Origin of the sequence: Bacillus sp. RCC_6_1, from assembly GCF_041360755.1 — a bacterium.
Lineage (GTDB): Bacteria > Bacillota > Bacilli > Bacillales > Bacillaceae_G > Bacillus_A > Bacillus_A cereus.
Genome location: NZ_JBFUPV010000012.1, coordinates 1 through 16,235 on the forward strand (window position 1 = coordinate 1; position 16,235 = coordinate 16,235).

Below are 16,235 nucleotides of genomic sequence, written 5' to 3' on the forward strand. Positions count from 1 at the left end.
GTCCCCTGTGCAATACAGAGTTCAATCCTTAGTAGCTGCTTAATATATTTGTCTAATTTTTTGGGTTCAGTTCATAAGAAGTGATCTTTTTTAATCTATATACTTTTCACTACTAATTCGTTGATACTCTACTATCTTATCTAATCGATTTTGGTGAAAAAAAGGTTGGCTTCTAAACCAATCGTTCAAATCTTGATTATTTTTCGTTCTGTTACATCTTGAACATGCTGGAATGATATTGTTGATACTATATGTTCCACCTTTATCTACAGAAATGATATGTTCCTTTTCCAAACTATCCGCAACATCTCCGCAGTATGCACAGCAACTTTCGTTATCTTCATTTCTAAAGTAAGTTTTACATTCTTCCCACTCTTCATTCGAAATAGAATCGCCTAGATAAAGGTTCACTCGTCTTTCAATTTTGTTTATTTTCCTTCCTAATCCCTGGTCTTCCATCAATTTAACTAACAAATCACAAGCTTTTAATTTGCTCTCGATGGATACATCATCAGATTTTATAGCTGTGGTTACTACATTAAGAACTTGGAGATAAAGTGTCTTTTTATTATCTTCTTGGATGTTATTTTCGGATTTTTTCCCATCAACATTTAAACATTCTCTTTGTTCATTCCACTTATAGTAATACTTCCATTTTCTAATCTGTGACTCAGAGACACCAATTTCTTTAGCTATATCTTTTAATAATATTTTCCCGTTCGCTCTTTTCCATATTTCATAAGCAGCGTAGCTTTTTTCACTCCTAGCTCTAGCCATATTACCCCTCCTACATAATCCCCTTTTCTTTTGCTCTTTCATAAAGTACCATACGTCTTACACCAGTAACATCACATATCTTCTTTACCGTGTAATCATTCTCCTCTCAATTAGCAAGCAACTCTAAAGCATTGCTCCATTTTATTGAATTTATCAGTTTCAATATAGATTGTAAAAGCCATCTGCATTTCACCTGCCACCTCGCGGTCAATTTTTTATATTATCATTACCCCAATACTTACTCTAATTATAAATATCAAATAAAAAAACGCCATTAAGGCGTCTTAACAATCAAGGATTCATAAGTATTACCGTTAACACTTTCGTCTATCCCATCTACGTACTCAGTAAATTCCCTTTGAATTCTTAAAACATCATTCGGATGAGTTATCACTTCACTCGACAACATCTCAAAAAGCTTATTAGTTAAATCCTCTTCAACTAGTGGACTTTGCAAGACTACAAACGGCATATTTCCATCTTCAGTATTCAACGAAATGTCTCTAACCATTGGATCATTGTTAAAACTATAGGCAACAATCTCATTATTACACACTCCACCTACAACCATAGCGATACGATTTCCATTCTCATAAGAAAAGCTATTTACTCTTTCCTTAAGTTCTTCCTTAAGAATTCCTAGATTATACTCTTCTATTCTATTTGGATAACCTGCTAGTACTTCATCACTAATCTCTTTAACACCTGTATAAGCTACAAATTGTTTAGGACTTATCATATGAAACTTTGGACACTCTTCATTTCTTACAACCCTACCATCACCATATGTTGTCACAGCTAGACCATCTGACACAACTGTAATGAACAATTCATGTGCAACGACTGATACCAAACTCATATTTCCACTCCCTTTTATTTTTAATACTACTAATAATACTATATTCTATCATTAATATATACAATAACCATCATCCTAAGATAATAGTTTTTCAAAAGGGGTATTTATGTCACCAATCAACCCAGCAACATTACTAGGCTCAATAAGAAACACAAAAACCACGACACATACGCACCGTGGCTGAATATATAAATTCAATTGGTCTTTTCGTCCTTTTTGCGGATTCTTACCGCCCTTGCCCGTTCTCCGGTAACGTTTTGATAAAGGGGTTACGCTATCCCCATACTATTCTTCTTTCAAAGAACTCTATAGGTATAGCGTAATATTAATTACGTTTTGAAAAATCCCCGAAAATGTCCCCTAATTTATCCCTTGTTTTATCGATAAATAAAAAAGCTCTGTCATATGGACAGAGCTAATTCGAACTTAACCTAAGTATATCATCACGTATAAATTTAATTATGAGATGATTCTATCCTGTACGCACACCAAGCATTCACTCCAATTTTAGAAATAACATTGAATATTAAAGCTACTGCCGGTAGTATTAAAGCTGGCGTTGCTCCAACCACTGGAGCAAGATATGCCGTAATTATAGTAATAATTGCAGAACCAGCTCCTTTACATTTAGCAATGATTTCTTTTCGTTCCTCTACATATTTTTCTTCATTACACATTAACGCTCCAACTTCATCTTTCAATTTTTCCACAAACGAATTCTTTTTAACCTCCGCACCAAACGGAAACGTATTAGCAGGTCCATTAGCTGAAAGCCATACATTAGCAGCATCCTCATAATCTAAACCATTTTCCAACAACTTTTCAATAGTATTTCGTTGGTATGCCGGTAAAGCTTCCAAATAATTAGCATTAGGTTCTAAAACATCCCATATATGCATGTCCATTTAAATCATCTCCTTAATATATTCAGCGGAAATAACATGAGTAGTTTGGTGTAATGTATGCGGGTCCACGCCACCGAGGCTCATTCCTCCCCCGCCTCCTGGAGCATATGATCCAATTAACATACCAATTACATTGTTTGTATTAGAATCAAAAACCGGGCCACCTGATTGTCCTGGTCTAGCTTGGGTATTTAACACAATGTGTTTACTTTTAATACCTGTCCCCTTAGAGTCAATAAGAATTTTCGCTCCAACTTGTGTCTGATGTAAAGTTAAAACAAATCGATCAAAATCGGCATGTGGAAAACCAAATACACTTACATTAGACCCAGGGAAAATATTATCTGTGCCAGTTAAATCATAGATTGGGGCAATAGGTGACTTAATTGATAAAATATAAATATCTTTAATAGGATCAATCGCATGAATTTTTGCATCAGCAAAAGCGATTTGATTATCAGAGGTATCTTGATAATCAAAAAAACTATATTTAGGAGGCAAAATACACAGATTTCTATCATCTCCGCCTGTAACATGCATTGTCGTTGCAATCAATCCCTCTCCAACTACGAAACCAGTCCCCAATAGTTTCGCTCCTTGTGGATTATTTCTTGCAATACATACAATAAACTTACTTAAGCTTTCATATAACATATATACACTCCCTTTATTTGATATTCACCTATATAAATGTTATCAGAATCCTACTAAACTTAAAAGTTATATAATCCCCAATGCCATAGCTATCAACTGAATAGCGCTTTTTTTCTTCTGATAAAACGTATCACGTTTCATCATTAATTCGTTATATACATACGAATCTTTAACCTTCCGATTCCCAAGGTACTTCATCTCAATTATCCTGCGTTCATCTTCATCAAGTGCATGTTTTAACGTCCGTTCAATTTGTTTAAAACGTATCTCATGATTCTTATCGTCACCTTTCATTTTAGGAAAAAGAACGATGCCCCCTGCTTGAGCCTGTTCTTCTTGATTCTTCATCCGGACGCACAATGCTTTGTAGTTTTTCAGCTCCCTCACCACAAGTCTTCGCATCTCCTTTTCATCGATGTCTTCAAAAAATGACAATTGATTCATACGATACGGTTCCCCTCCGTTCGATGTGATTACTCTTTAAAACATTACTTCATTTCTTTCTGGCATTCTTTTAAATAATCGATAGCCTCTCGAATCTGTTCTTTTGTTGAAAGTAATTCCATCACATCGCCTTCTGTGTTATAAACACGAATCGTTCTATTCTTAAACTCCATACCCAACATCCCGTCATCACCTAAAAGTTTTATGTTATTCTCCATTCTCCTAACCTCACTTTCTATTCAAAGGATTATTTTGTTGAGTTTTTATAATGCTCTCTTTTCTCTTAGTAATTGACTGTTATTGATTATGACCGTATGAGCATTGCATTTTTCTTTTAATAGATCCATTAAATCTAGGACATCTTTTCTACTATTGAGTTTCGAACGACTATTGAATAAATACGTACAATCCGTATTACCGTTATTATGGTAATACTTATAAGAAATCAAATACTCAAATCTACGTGGTCTCATTTCTCTTCCTCCCCTGAATAAAACTCAATGTTTCGTTAATAATAGATACATGGTTATCTTTCCTCTGGTTTTCTTGGATGAGCAGTTAGCTTTTGCTAGCTGCTCTTTTAATTACACATTTTTGTCTTAACACTCATATATTATTGAGAATTAAAAAATCATTTCATGTATAAAGGGAAAGTATTCTTTTTCAATACTCCACTCCCTCTTTAAATACCACTGTTTGAATAAGGTTTTTAAAGAGGGAATACATTTAAAAATCTTGGTTACACTGTAAACAGGCTCGTGAATAGCCAATTTTACTAATACCCACTCTATGTCTATTACCTTGGGCCGAGCAATTAGCAAAAGCTAATTGCTCTTTTATATTGAGTTAATAATAAAATTTAGGTCTTATTCCTTTTCTACATCATATATTTTTAACCTCACCATCCAGCTCAAAGTGTTACCTCCTATCTTAAAAAGCACTGATGCATGGTGCTCTTTTTAGTTTCCTTATTTCTACAGAATGAAACTTTTGTTTAGTTTTCTTACCTGCATAATATTTTGATATTTGTTTATACTATAGTTGTAACTTTTTGTTACAACATATATCCGTATCGATTGTAACTTCTAAAATTGTACAACGAAGCAGTTAGCTATTTCGGCTAGCTGCTTTGTTGTATAAAATGAAGTTTTTGTTTAGTTTTCTACTCAATTACCTCAAATTCGGATGTTTGACAAAACTTTTCATGATAGCATCCAATTTGAACATCATATTCCCCATACTCATCTCGAATTATTGAATGAATTGTTTCAACTTCATCTTGATACATAACCTGATCTCCAACTTTTAAGTCCCCTATTTTTCGTATCGTAGGTTCATCATAAATATCCTTAGTTAACTTCACCATTCCGATGCCTTCTTTCGGCTCAACCGAGTAACCCTTTTCTTGCAAAACTTTAGCGACCTCCTGCATATCTTTCCATGCTGCTGTACCTGGTCCAAAGTTAATAGTCACTGTATTCATTTTCATTCTCCCTTTCGATTCAAATAGCGTTTTTGTTCAAATACTTCACGTCCATAAAAAAATTACATTTGGTATCACATTCTCTTTTTCATTAAGAGTTTTAGTCAGAAGAGCACTTATATATGGTGCTCTTTTTGGTATGGAATTTAAAACAGAGGCTTGCTCTTAAAAACTATTATGTAATTTTCATAGGTTTTTTCCTTACACCCCTGTGTCTGTTTACTCATAAGTTGTTAAAGTATAAATATAAATTGATAGTTAATTTATAAGGGAGGTGTAAAAATGAGTAAATTTAAAAAGCATTGTTGTCACATACCCTTTCCTTTACCTCAAATAGGGCCTACTGGATTAACCGGTGCTACTGGACCTTCGGGACCTACTGGAGCTACCGGACCTTCAGGTGGACCTCGGGGACCTACCGGACCTACTGGACCTCAAGGTAACCTGGGACCTACTGGACCTCAAGGTATTTCTGGACCTCAAGGGATTCCTGGGATTTCTGGATCTATTGGTCCAACTGGACCTTCTGGAATTCAAGGTATCCAAGGCATCCAAGGCGTTCCTGGCATTCAAGGCCCTATTGGACCCACTGGAATAACGGGGGTCACTGGAATTCAAGGGATTCCTGGTATTCAAGGGATTCCTGGCATTCAAGGCATTCAAGGGATTCCTGGCCCGACCGGACCTCAAGGGATTCCTGGCATTCCTGGTTCTGTAGGTCCAACTGGACCTTCTGGAGCTGTTGGACCTACCGGCCCTTCCGGGGGACCGCCAGGACCAACGGGCCCGACTGGACCTTCCGGGGGACCACCAGGACCAACCGGAGTGACTGGCCCCACTGGACCAACTGGGTCACCAGGACCAACCGGACTTCAAGGTATCCAAGGTATCCAAGGCATTCCTGGCCCCACTGGACCTCAAGGAAGTCAAGGGATTCAGGGGATTCAAGGTGATCCAGGACCTATTGGTCCTATTGGACCCACTGGAATAACTGGGGCAACTGGAATTCAGGGTATCCAAGGTATTCAAGGTAATCCAGGACTTATTGGCCCTATCGGCCCGACTGGCCCAACTGGGCTTCAAGGTATCCAAGGCATCCAAGGCATTCCTGGGCCTACTGGATTACCAGGAACCGCTGGAGCTACCGGACCTACTGGGCCTGCCGGTCTTACAGTATCTGGCTTATCCCAGTATGCTTATGTTTTCAATACAGCAGCTCAAGTTGTTGCCTTAGAAGCACCTATTCTTTTTAATTCACACGGTAGAATCACATCCGGTTTTACTCATACGCTCGGAACTTCTCAAATGACAGTTATTAATGCTGGAGATTATAAAATTTCTTTTTCTGTATCAGGAGTTGAACCTAATCAATTTGCCCTCTTTTTAAATGGGGCTCCCGTTACCAACTCCATTTATGGATCAGGTGCAGGTACTCAACAAAACAATGGGCAAACAATTCTCACTTTAGCAGCAGGTGATATTATTACCCTTAATAATCATACTTCCGCTGCTGCGGTTACTTTGCAGACTTTGGCGGGTGGAACACAAACAAATATAAATGCTTCGATTGTAATTGAAAAATTAAATTAATTTAATCATTTATTTCTTGAAACTCTGCCAGTAAATAACCTGGGATGGATTCTTTTTTCAACAAGCAGTTAGCTTTTGCTAGCTGCTCTTCTATTTTGTTCCTACTCCTATTTCCTAAAAAATCTTTACTTTATTCCTCCTTGAATAAAATCAATAATTCAGCATATAATATCTATGCATCTAGATTATTACCTTTGTATCGAGCAGTTAGACTGGGCTAACTGCTCTTTTATTTGTGACAAAATGAAATTTTTATTAAGTTTTCTATTAATAATGTGTATTGATTTCTTTTCTAAATTAATTTAGAGATAAATAGTTCATCGGTGAACTATTCTATGTTAAACTAAATTAAAAAAGAAAAGGGACGATTATTATGAGTTTAAAAAATCAAAGTTTCAAACAAGCAGGAGAAGTTGTCCAATCATTTGTAACAATAAACAAAGAAATTATAAAGTTCACACATCAAAACGCCTCCAGTTTAGGATTAACAGTACAACAAATGGGTATCTTAAATACAATTTATGCACTCCCTAATGTTACTCTTAAAGAGATTTCAGAACGTCTTTCAGTTCCTAAAAGTACAGTGAGTGTGAATGTAGATGAATTAGTTAATCTACAGCTCATCGAGCGAAAACAATCAGATGAAGATCGTAGAGAAATAAAATTAAAGGTAACAAACCAAGGACAAGAAGCATCGAAAAAATCCATTGAAAACTCTACTTCCTACAAGGCAATGGAATTAGCACTACAACAACTTCAAGAAGATGATGTTCAAACATTATTGCGTATTCATAAAGATTTATTAATCTCTCTACAGCAATTTCGTTAATTGATGTAAACCATTTTAAACACAAATTCTAATTCTTATTTTTCAAAGAACTGAGCAGTTAGATTTCACTAGCTGTTCTTTTATTTAAAATAGCGTTTTTATTAAGAAATTAGTCATTCCAACTAAAACGGATGTAATGTTCGTAATAAGATCCACCTAAAATGTTTTTCTTTTCTTCTACCTTAAATTCAACTTTCACACCATCCATTAATTCTTGTAACTTTTCCGTGAATGGTTTTGAGTGCAGAATATGCTTGTCTGGATTTTCCTTATGAATTTGATATCTATAACCTGAATATCCAATTGCAGCACTTTCGATTATTACGTATTCCATTTCCTCTGCAAATTCCAATACCTTTTCATCAATGACTTTTTCTTGGAGTTCTTTCAAATTCCCCACTAAGGACATTTCCATTCTCCTTTCTCTCAAATAACGATTTTGTTTTAAATCCTCACATTCCTAAAAAAAATACATACAGTATCATGAGGTATTCTTTTTTATTTTTCTTAAGGAACGCTTTAAAAAGCGCACTTTAGTTTTTAAATAAAGATTTTGTTTTACTTTTGCTAGCTACCCTTCCCTTGTATAAATGCACCTTTTTTTACATACGCTATTAAAATCCAAATAACCCTCTTTTAGGACGGCACTAATATGAACAAGACATTAAAATACATTTTAATCTTCTTTTGTGCGGTATTTTATATTGTAATTATGGGCTCGATTGTCTATCTAAACTTTGTTTAAGAGCATTTAATTTCTCCAAGTAAGAAATTAATCTAAGATCGAACATAAGTATTTATAATTAGGCATAAGGAGCACTCTACAAGGCGCTCTTTAACTTTAAAATAAGTTTTTGTTTAGTTTCCATTAACCATTTTGATTCATTTGCATACAGTATTATCACAAGGAATTCCACGGGTTACTCTGGTCAAGTTACCTTGAATTTCTTGTACACCTTGTGGGAAGAATCCGTTTATAACAAACGGGTTCTTTTATTTTTTCGTCATAAAATAACTATTTTGTTATATTCCCTGCACTTTTAAATAAGGCAAGCATATGTTATAGTGCTATGTTTCATCACATTCCTTTTTTTCAAGAGTACATATCGAATATGTACTCTTTTTGCATTACTATAAAATGAAATTTTTGTTTAGTTTTCTTACCTGCATAATATTTTGATATTTGCTTATGCTATAGTTGTAACTTTTTGTTACAACATATATCCGTATCGATTGTAACTTCTAAAATTGTACAACGAAGCAGTTAGCTATTTCGGCTAGCTGCTTTGTTGTTTAAAATGAAGTTTTTATTTAGTTTTCTTTCCTGCATAACATTTTCAAATCTGTTTATACTATAAATGTAACTTATGGTTACAATTTGCATATCCATCTGGAATAGTATTTACAGCAGGCAGTTAGCTACTTTAGCTAGCTGCTTTGTTGTGCAAAATAGCGTTTTTATTCAACATCAATGTATCTAATTTAATAATTGCACTTAAATCCTAATACATAAGCCGTTTCTAGTATTTAAGTACGTCATAGAATACAATATAGGACAAGTTTTCTCCTAATCTAGTCCTAATAAAATTGAGAAGGAGGTGAATACCAATGGCTATCATACCTCCATTTATGGCTTCTAGAAGATTTACTTCTACACTAGGTGCGGGTACAGGTACAGGTGCCGCTTTTGCAATTGCTGCTACAGCTTGCTTAAATGATGCTGGTGTTGCTGCTACAGCATTCCCAAAATTCACGTATTATAATTTCTACCTAAACGGTGTACTTCAGCCAGGCGGAGAATCAAGTGTTACTACTGGCCCAACTGGAGCGATTACAATTCCAGGTGGCGATACATTTGATCCTGCAATCCCAGTTACTATTGAATTTATCGTAACTTAGTTATATTCAATTTTTTCACAATTAATTACTGTAAGCATATACTAGTATAGAATGATAGGAATTTATATTCACGCTTGAAAAGGGCACTGTTTAATGGTGCTCTTTTTGATTTTAAGTTTTAATATCAAATAACGATTTTGTTGAAATTTTTCACACTTTAACTGGACGAGCATATGCTACTCTATAAGGGTTCCCCTCTTATACAATTCTTTTTACAAAGAGCACTTATATACGGTGCTCTTTTTTATTTAAATAAAGATTTTGTATTACTTAATGTTTCACGTCACTTATATTTGCAAATATCCAATCCGTGTCTACATCTTCCGGTTGTGGTATTTCTCCAAAGCTTTCTACAATAGACTTCTTTGCATCTTCAATTAACGTATCGATGTTTTCGGCTTTAGAAATGATACGTTTCACCTTTTCACCCACTTTAACCAAAAACTTCATTGCATCTTCTTTCGTACTTGTTTGAATAAAAATATCGATTGTAATTGGTACGTTTATAACTTTTACTCCTGTTGTAACCTCAGATATATTGATGTTTTTCCCAATAGGTATAGCGCAAAACTTATATTTACCCACTTGTATTCCGTGGCCTATTCCATGTACATAACCTTCAGTTGTTGCTAAGTGGAATTTTTGTGATTGTTCATTTATCTTAATTTCCATCCCATTCCCCTCCAAAATAAGAATTTTGTTCAGTTTCACTCTAAAAGTAAAATTTTCATTTTTTCATTCAACCAAGTTCATAACATATTCTTTTCTTCCCATAAAATAATGATTAGGTGCCTCACGCGCCTTTTATTCACTGAAAATAATACCTTTTACGTACTTACGTATTAGAAACCTCATTTCTGCTTCTTCTGCAATAGCAATTTCGTTCACTTTTTTGATACATTTATGAAACATTCACATGTTATCTTCAATATGTACTATTCTTTTTGAAAAACCATGTGAGAATACCAAAACAAGAAGCCCTAGAGCCCTAACTCTAGGGCTTTTTGTTTTTAAATAAGGATTTTGTTAAAGAGCTGAATAAAATTCAATATTCCGCCAATAATAATCACAATACAATCTGCTTCTTACCCAGGTTGTAATTCACAACAGAGAGCAGTCATTATAAAAAGCTGCTCTTTTTTATTTTTGTTACATAAACCTAGAATTTTGGCCCATACTATACTCAACCATGTAATTTTGTACTCCTAAATTCATGGGTGTAATTTCTCATTGCAGTTAGCTTTTGCTAACTGCTCTTTTGTATTGAGTTAAAAATAAGTTTTAGGTCTTATTCCTTTTCTACAACATATACTTTTAACCTAACCGTCCAGCTCAAAGTGTTACCTCCTATCTTAAAGAGCACTTATGCATGGTGCTCTTTTTTATTTTTTTCATTTCTGCATAATGTTTTCAGCCCTGTTCATACTATTTTTGTAACTTAAAGTTACAAACTATTTCTGTAAGCGCAGCGTTTCTTTTGTACAACAAGCAGTTAGTTTTATTAACTAGCTGCTTTGTTGTGCAAAAGAAATTTTTTAAAACTGCACATTTATTAAGAACATACATAAAATATCATGTGGTATTCTTTTTCAATTTTAGTTTGGTCATGGAGCGCCTTAAAAAGCGCTCTTTATATTTGCAAATAACCATTTCGTTCAAACATACACACGATTTATATAAACTAAGCATATATTTACATAGACAAGACATAGCTTTTACTAAACATGCACAATTTTTGTGCATGTTTTTTTGTTCAATACAATAGCTATTTTGTTAAATTTCTCGATACAGAAAGTACTAACTTTTTAAAATGAATTCATATACATTTATTGAATACATATAAAGTTCATATAAAACCAAATAATTTAGGAGCTGATCAGTATGACAAGTAAACCACTAGTAATAACGCTTCCTCCTATATCAAAAACCAAAATTACTTTTTATTCTTCTTCTGGTGACGTAATTAACCACACTTTTTTTACAAACGAGACTTCAGAGCCTATAGCAACGTTTGCATATTGTTCTATAGACTTTGAAAGATTTGAAACTAAAAGAATGCCAGTCCGTATAAAATAATTTTTCATTCTCCTTTACGAATAATCTTTTTTACATTACACACACTATCCTCAAGTCAGCTACACTCTTTTAAAACGGAGACTTCCCCTTCGGACTGTTTAGGCAGATGGCAAGTGATTTGGTCAATTACTTGCCATTTCCGATTAAAATAACGCTTTTGTTTAATGAAAATCAATTAACTATAATTTGAAAAATCGGAAACATTTACTCAATGTTTTTTCTGAATACTCATGCTATTATATATGTGCTGATGTTCACCATCCCAAGAACTCAGTAATTTCATCCACAGGCTTCACTCTCATCCTTTTGAGAGTGAGCCTTTATTTATAAGGATTATCCTCAATATTTATTTTTATAAAATTCAAATTTGATCTCTATCAAAATCTTCAATACCATGTAAAGTTTACGTAAAGATTGCTATGACTCAGCCTGTCCACCCCAAAAACGTTATATAATGAACTCGCAAATAACCGATTTGCGCAATACTTGTTTTCCATACGACTTATGTTGAGGCTAGGAGAAATCCTAGCCTTTTTTGTTTTCTCTCATATCAGTTGTGCCTTCCCATTTCCCTTCACGTACCCACTTCTTCTTGAGCTTTCCAACGTAAGTAAAACTGCGTTCATACATAATGCTGATTTCCGTATCTGGAATACCTTGTATATTCAAACCTCTTACAATTTCAGGGGTTAATCCAATTGGCGTTCTCTTTCTCGGTCCACCGTTCTTTTTCGGCTGTGTATCCAAGTATCTACCCAACTGGCGTAATTCTTCACCAGTCGGGCATGCTTTACACTCATTAACACTAAAACTTTCGTTGGATGAACTATTATAATAACAATGTCTACACTTCTGTTCGATAATGTCACCAATTTGGTATGTGAGCTCTTTTCGTTCTTCTTTTGTCAGTTTCATAGCATCCACCTACAAGACTGCTTTGAGCGCTAAACCGAGCGCTTGTGATCTGCCTTGTAACTCAAGGCGATGTTCACGTTCTTTCGCAGCTGTCTCTTCTGCGGCACGTACATTGATATGCATTTTTTGAAGGTCATGCCCCAATTCATGATTCTTTTCCGTAATCGTATTAAACTCGTTAAGTAATGTGTTGTAATCTTCATCACGATATTGTAGCTGCTCTTGTGATAGCTTTAGTGCATCTTCTGCTTCCAAGCGTGCTTTCGTTTCTGCAATCAGATCTTGAGCTAGTTTTTCTTTTATATTTTTTAATTCTTCGTATATTTCCGTTACTTCACTCAACTCTTTTAGAAGTACATCTTTTTCATCAAAAATGTTATTTAATTGCTCTTTCCAAGAAACATCTAGGGTTTCTACTTTCTCGATATGCTCAATAACTACAGGTTTTAATTTTGGTGGTTCAGATTTCGCTTTTTCGTTGTTTTGAGGCTGTAGTAATGGTTTTGTACCCTGAGCTTTCTTAGGTGTACCTACACGCTTATCAGGCGTTGCATTTGCCTCGCGTCTTTTTGCAACGTGATAATATAAATTCCCTTCCATTACTCCAAACTCTGCTCCGATTTTCCCCCAAGTCCATTTCTTTTCATCAGAAGCACGTAATTTTTCAGCAGTCGCACAAATTTGATCCCAGTTTTTTTGTTCAGCCATTTTCTCATTTCTCCCATCGTTTAGGCTTTCACCTAAGCTTTTTATACTTTTACCAATTACACAGTTTTCCGAACACCAACGCGCTATTTCATAATTGTTTCCAATCGATTTCGGAACAGTTTTACACCCTTTACAATTTTCATCTTGTATATTTAAAATCTTGATTCGGATTTGACGTTTTTCGGCTTTGTTCAATCCATCACCCCATATGAGATTGAAAGGCAGGTAGTACAACGAAATTGTCATACTACCAACCTGTATTTATTAGTCTTCTAATTTTTCATCAAAAGGTTTTTCCTCATCAGCAACTTTATTTTCTTCAGAAGATTGCGTCTCTTTCTCTTGCACCTGTTCTTCTACCGTTACAACTGTTTCTTCTGTCTTTGTTTCTTCCTTCGGTTTCTCTTCTACCTTTGACTGCTCTCCTACATCCGGCTGTTTCTCTTTCCATTCGTGCCATTTAATCGCCATCGGTGCAATGCGAGCACGGTAATCATCAATCATTTCAATTAGCTTCACGTTAGAAATCTTCAGCTCGTTTGCTAATTTTAGATAAGACTCTCCTTCAAGCTTTCGTTTTACAATGTAAGCAAAGTCATGTGGTAAATCATCTAAGCCTGGAGCAAGCCCGCTAATGATAAATGCATCAACGGTTTCACGATCCGCTTGCTCCCTTTCTTCGCGAGTTAGGATTTTCTCTTCTGGAATATCGAAGTCCGCTTCCATTTGCTCATACACCTGTTTAACTTCTTGCACAAAACCTTTTTCATCCACTTCATATTCAGTTAACGGTTTGTTCGTTTTTGCATTTAGCAACACATTATAATTCACAATAAGAGACTCCAATGATACAGCCACTTTAATATCGATTAATTCAGAAAGTGCATCTAACTTTCCATTTAATGAGCTATCCGTTACTTCCAAAACGATTTCTTTCTTCCCATCAGGTTTAAGATTTACTTTCTTTAAAGTTGGTTTGAATTCGATATATGACATATGATCCGCTCCTTTTATTTAGCCTTTTTTAGTTTTTTCTCTTCACGTTTTAATTTGTTGTACTCATCTAGTGTGATGAATCCGCCATATTTGATAACATGCTTTAAAAGAATGAGTTGTAAGTGTGGATATTTATATTCGAACATCTTCTTTTTCACCGCGAATGTTTCAGTCACCATACCCTTTATGTCCACGACTTCTACATCACCATTTGGCAAATAAACCATGAAGTCTGCGATATATGTAATTGCCTTAAAACTTTTACCGTTCTTTGTAAACGCTGGTTGCAAGGTGAATCTTGGTTGTAATTCGAAGCTTTTAATTTCACCTGCAGCTTGGCGAACCTTTAAACCAGAATAATAATCCGATTCAGCCTTACTATCGAATACATGGCCGTCTAGCTCAGCTTTTTTATTGTTATATTTACTCATAACTTTTCTCTTTCGCTTCACTAATTAACTGAGTGATTTCATATACAGCATTTTGTGCACATTCCATGTTTCTTCACCCCTTGAATATTTTTCAAAAATCAATACATACTATTTTCAAGCCGCTTAATCCACGGCTGGTACTTCCTTCTTTTACAGTAAGAGGCAGATTGGTTCATCACTTTTCTAATTCTTACTGTATATTTTTAAAAATATCGAAAATAATACCAACAAGCTGTTTGAACTAGCAGCTTCACTCTTCTCGCAATGGGAATGCAATTTATCACAATTAGCTAACTCATTCGACTAACTGGCAGACAACCGAAAATGTTGTCTGCTTTTTGTATGGAATTTTTCATTTTACATATACTACTTTTGAGCCTGTTGCCAATGCAAGCCATTTGGTGTTTTGAATTCCGACTAAGCTTTTTGTTGCATAGATTATTACATCTTTGACAACACTGTTTTAAAGCGCGTTTTCTGGTTATTCGTAGTTCTAATCCAGAATAATTTTTCTCCTATAAAGGACGGCAGGTACGACTGCTCGTCCTTTTTTACTTATACCGCATACTCTCCCTTCTGATAATTTCGAACCACATTGCCCTCATCATCGTAGTAAGCAATTTCCCAATAAGGATGGCAGTTGTGCTTTTCAATTTCTCCATCGAACAAAACAAACAGATTAGTTTTCCAGTTCCCAACGATCGTACCCCACATGCCAGCTACGTTTACTCGCATACCCATGTAAGCAAAATGTAGGTTTCTAAAGTTTTGCATTTTCTTAAACGCTTGTTCTGTGCTGTACATCCGCTTGATATCAAAAACCCCTTCGTTCTCACACTTTACAAACTTCATGAATTCAGCCATTGGCATCGTTAGAAGCTTTGTTCTGAACTTTTGCCAGTACAGAAATCTTGCCTTTCCTTCAGTTTCCGCTACCACATATTCTTCATTCGGCCATTGTTCGAAAATGGTAGTGAGTTTGAATTTGTAAAGAACCACCATCCTTTCACCTCCCCCTTAATTTGCAATCAACTGGTGGAACAGTTCTTTATTTCTTGTGTCTAGTGCATGATTAATGAGTTGGTATTTTATTAACTTTTCAATTTCATCATGATCTTCTCCGTCGATATGCGTTTCAAGTGAGCACTCATCATCTTCAAGTACTTCCATGTACAAAGGTTCCTTGTATTTACCTTTAAAATTGATTTGAATATATATCGGTGCATCATTCACATTGAAATGATGATATGCTGACATCCCATCTGTGACAGTTAAATTCGGTTTATAAAACGCGAACAGTTTGCCTTCTGCAAAATGTGCTGAAATTTCAATTCCATACGGATACTTCTTTGCATTTTCAACAAAGTGGATTCTAGTTACAAACCTTAAATGTTTATGAAATGTGTAGATAAATGGAAAGCCCTCGTGTCTTCTGGGCAAGATATGGTTTAAAACAAATTGCATAAACTCACGCTTTTTCTCAACCGACACGTTGCTCATGCAGTAACCCCCTTTTCCATCCTTCAAATTTTTGTATCCAAGCATCCCATTGTTCTTGGTATGAAGCTTCCTGCTGCTTTGCTACCTCACAATTACAACCCTCAATCGTTATCATCCCAGGATAAATTTCCGTATGAACTACGCCAGTGTTACTGCATGTTTTGCACAT

The 16,235-nt window shown here is 35.2% G+C and carries 21 protein-coding genes and 1 pseudogene; 4 read left to right on the top strand and 18 right to left on the bottom strand.

The window, feature by feature from the left end; translation table 11 throughout:
• Window positions 1-90: 90 nt before the first annotated feature.
• The 9 genes and pseudogenes from AB6801_RS24300 to AB6801_RS24340 all read right to left on the bottom strand — a co-directional run bounded on the left by AB6801_RS24300 (window position 91) and on the right by AB6801_RS24340 (window position 5,122).
• On the bottom strand, window positions 91-777 hold the full coding sequence (locus tag AB6801_RS24300; RefSeq protein WP_098607637.1) for a phage terminase small subunit-related protein: 687 nt from the start codon (window positions 775-777) through the stop codon (window positions 91-93).
• A gap of 10 nt (window positions 778-787) precedes the next feature.
• Window positions 788-910 (bottom strand): annotated as a pseudogene (locus AB6801_RS24305) (recombinase family protein); the annotation flags it as partial.
• 141 nt (window positions 911-1,051) lie between these two features.
• Window positions 1,052-1,636 (bottom strand): hypothetical protein, encoded by a 585-nt coding sequence (locus tag AB6801_RS24310; RefSeq protein ID WP_098607638.1) that lies wholly within the window; start codon window positions 1,634-1,636, stop codon window positions 1,052-1,054.
• A 455-nt stretch (window positions 1,637-2,091) separates the two neighbouring features.
• Window positions 2,092-2,541: a hypothetical protein gene (locus AB6801_RS24315; RefSeq protein WP_098607641.1), complete on the bottom strand. Its 450-nt coding sequence runs from the start codon at window positions 2,539-2,541 to the stop codon at window positions 2,092-2,094.
• On the bottom strand, window positions 2,542-3,195 hold the full coding sequence (locus AB6801_RS24320) for a S1 family peptidase (protein WP_370941190.1): 654 nt from the start codon (window positions 3,193-3,195) through the stop codon (window positions 2,542-2,544).
• Between the two features lie 66 nt (window positions 3,196-3,261).
• Window positions 3,262-3,639, bottom strand: coding sequence for an ArpU family phage packaging/lysis transcriptional regulator (locus AB6801_RS24325; RefSeq protein WP_370941191.1), 378 nt, complete (start codon window positions 3,637-3,639; stop codon window positions 3,262-3,264).
• A 44-nt stretch (window positions 3,640-3,683) separates the two neighbouring features.
• Window positions 3,684-3,812 carry a hypothetical protein gene (locus AB6801_RS24330; protein WP_002063172.1) on the bottom strand — a complete coding sequence of 43 codons (129 nt, stop codon included), beginning with the start codon at window positions 3,810-3,812 and terminating at the stop codon, window positions 3,684-3,686.
• A 90-nt stretch (window positions 3,813-3,902) separates the two neighbouring features.
• Complete coding sequence (locus tag AB6801_RS24335) at window positions 3,903-4,112, bottom strand: hypothetical protein (RefSeq protein ID WP_001247800.1); 210 nt, start codon at window positions 4,110-4,112, stop codon at window positions 3,903-3,905.
• Window positions 4,113-4,801: 689 nt separating this feature from the next.
• Entirely contained in the window at window positions 4,802-5,122 is a 321-nt protein-coding gene (locus AB6801_RS24340; protein WP_001099203.1) for a DUF8088 domain-containing protein, read from the bottom strand.
• A 282-nt stretch (window positions 5,123-5,404) separates the two neighbouring features.
• Here AB6801_RS24340 and AB6801_RS24345 point away from each other — a divergent pair, with 282 nt between their 5' ends.
• Window positions 5,405-6,712, top strand: a complete 1,308-nt coding sequence (locus tag AB6801_RS24345) for a BclA C-terminal domain-containing protein (RefSeq protein WP_084064285.1) — start codon at window positions 5,405-5,407, stop codon at window positions 6,710-6,712.
• A 373-nt stretch (window positions 6,713-7,085) separates the two neighbouring features.
• A complete protein-coding gene (locus tag AB6801_RS24350) occupies window positions 7,086-7,541 on the top strand; it encodes a MarR family winged helix-turn-helix transcriptional regulator (RefSeq protein WP_000053894.1) in 456 nt (151 codons plus the stop codon).
• A gap of 109 nt (window positions 7,542-7,650) precedes the next feature.
• Here the strand turns inward: AB6801_RS24350 and AB6801_RS24355 are convergent, their stop codons facing one another.
• The gene (locus tag AB6801_RS24355) at window positions 7,651-7,950 is read right to left on the bottom strand and encodes a hypothetical protein (RefSeq protein ID WP_000060546.1); all 300 of its coding nucleotides are present in this window, start codon (window positions 7,948-7,950) and stop codon (window positions 7,651-7,653) included.
• A 1,199-nt stretch (window positions 7,951-9,149) separates the two neighbouring features.
• Between AB6801_RS24355 and AB6801_RS24360 the strand changes: the two genes are divergently transcribed.
• Entirely contained in the window at window positions 9,150-9,440 is a 291-nt protein-coding gene (locus tag AB6801_RS24360) for a DUF4183 domain-containing protein (RefSeq protein ID WP_086388989.1), read from the top strand.
• A gap of 270 nt (window positions 9,441-9,710) precedes the next feature.
• Here AB6801_RS24360 and AB6801_RS24365 read toward each other — a convergent pair whose 3' ends face one another.
• Window positions 9,711-10,112, bottom strand: coding sequence for a hypothetical protein (locus tag AB6801_RS24365; protein ID WP_370941192.1), 402 nt, complete (start codon window positions 10,110-10,112; stop codon window positions 9,711-9,713).
• A gap of 1,209 nt (window positions 10,113-11,321) precedes the next feature.
• On the opposite strand from AB6801_RS24365, the gene AB6801_RS24370 reads away from it, so the two are divergent.
• Window positions 11,322-11,516 carry a hypothetical protein gene (locus AB6801_RS24370; protein WP_370941193.1) on the top strand — a complete coding sequence of 65 codons (195 nt, stop codon included), beginning with the start codon at window positions 11,322-11,324 and terminating at the stop codon, window positions 11,514-11,516.
• A gap of 525 nt (window positions 11,517-12,041) precedes the next feature.
• On the opposite strand, the gene AB6801_RS24375 is transcribed toward AB6801_RS24370, so the two are convergent.
• The 7 genes from AB6801_RS24375 to AB6801_RS24405 all read right to left on the bottom strand — a co-directional run bounded on the left by AB6801_RS24375 (window position 12,042) and on the right by AB6801_RS24405 (window position 16,235).
• A complete protein-coding gene (locus tag AB6801_RS24375; protein ID WP_370941194.1) occupies window positions 12,042-12,431 on the bottom strand; it encodes a hypothetical protein in 390 nt (129 codons plus the stop codon).
• A 9-nt stretch (window positions 12,432-12,440) separates the two neighbouring features.
• Window positions 12,441-13,334 carry a zinc-finger domain-containing protein gene (locus AB6801_RS24380; protein ID WP_370941195.1) on the bottom strand — a complete coding sequence of 298 codons (894 nt, stop codon included), beginning with the start codon at window positions 13,332-13,334 and terminating at the stop codon, window positions 12,441-12,443.
• Window positions 13,335-13,403: 69 nt separating this feature from the next.
• Entirely contained in the window at window positions 13,404-14,135 is a 732-nt protein-coding gene (locus AB6801_RS24385) for a 2-methylcitrate dehydratase (RefSeq protein WP_098281549.1), read from the bottom strand.
• 14 nt (window positions 14,136-14,149) lie between these two features.
• Window positions 14,150-14,566 (bottom strand): DUF1064 domain-containing protein, encoded by a 417-nt coding sequence (locus AB6801_RS24390; protein WP_000049835.1) that lies wholly within the window; start codon window positions 14,564-14,566, stop codon window positions 14,150-14,152.
• Between the two features lie 555 nt (window positions 14,567-15,121).
• A complete protein-coding gene (locus AB6801_RS24395) occupies window positions 15,122-15,568 on the bottom strand; it encodes an MFS transporter (RefSeq protein WP_071730492.1) in 447 nt (148 codons plus the stop codon).
• 15 nt (window positions 15,569-15,583) lie between these two features.
• The gene (locus AB6801_RS24400) at window positions 15,584-16,066 is read right to left on the bottom strand and encodes a YpiB family protein (protein WP_000073300.1); all 483 of its coding nucleotides are present in this window, start codon (window positions 16,064-16,066) and stop codon (window positions 15,584-15,586) included.
• Window positions 16,047-16,235: a hypothetical protein gene (locus AB6801_RS24405; RefSeq protein WP_098283800.1), complete on the bottom strand. Its 189-nt coding sequence runs from the start codon at window positions 16,233-16,235 to the stop codon at window positions 16,047-16,049. Before AB6801_RS24405 ends, AB6801_RS24400 begins: the two co-directional genes overlap by 20 nt.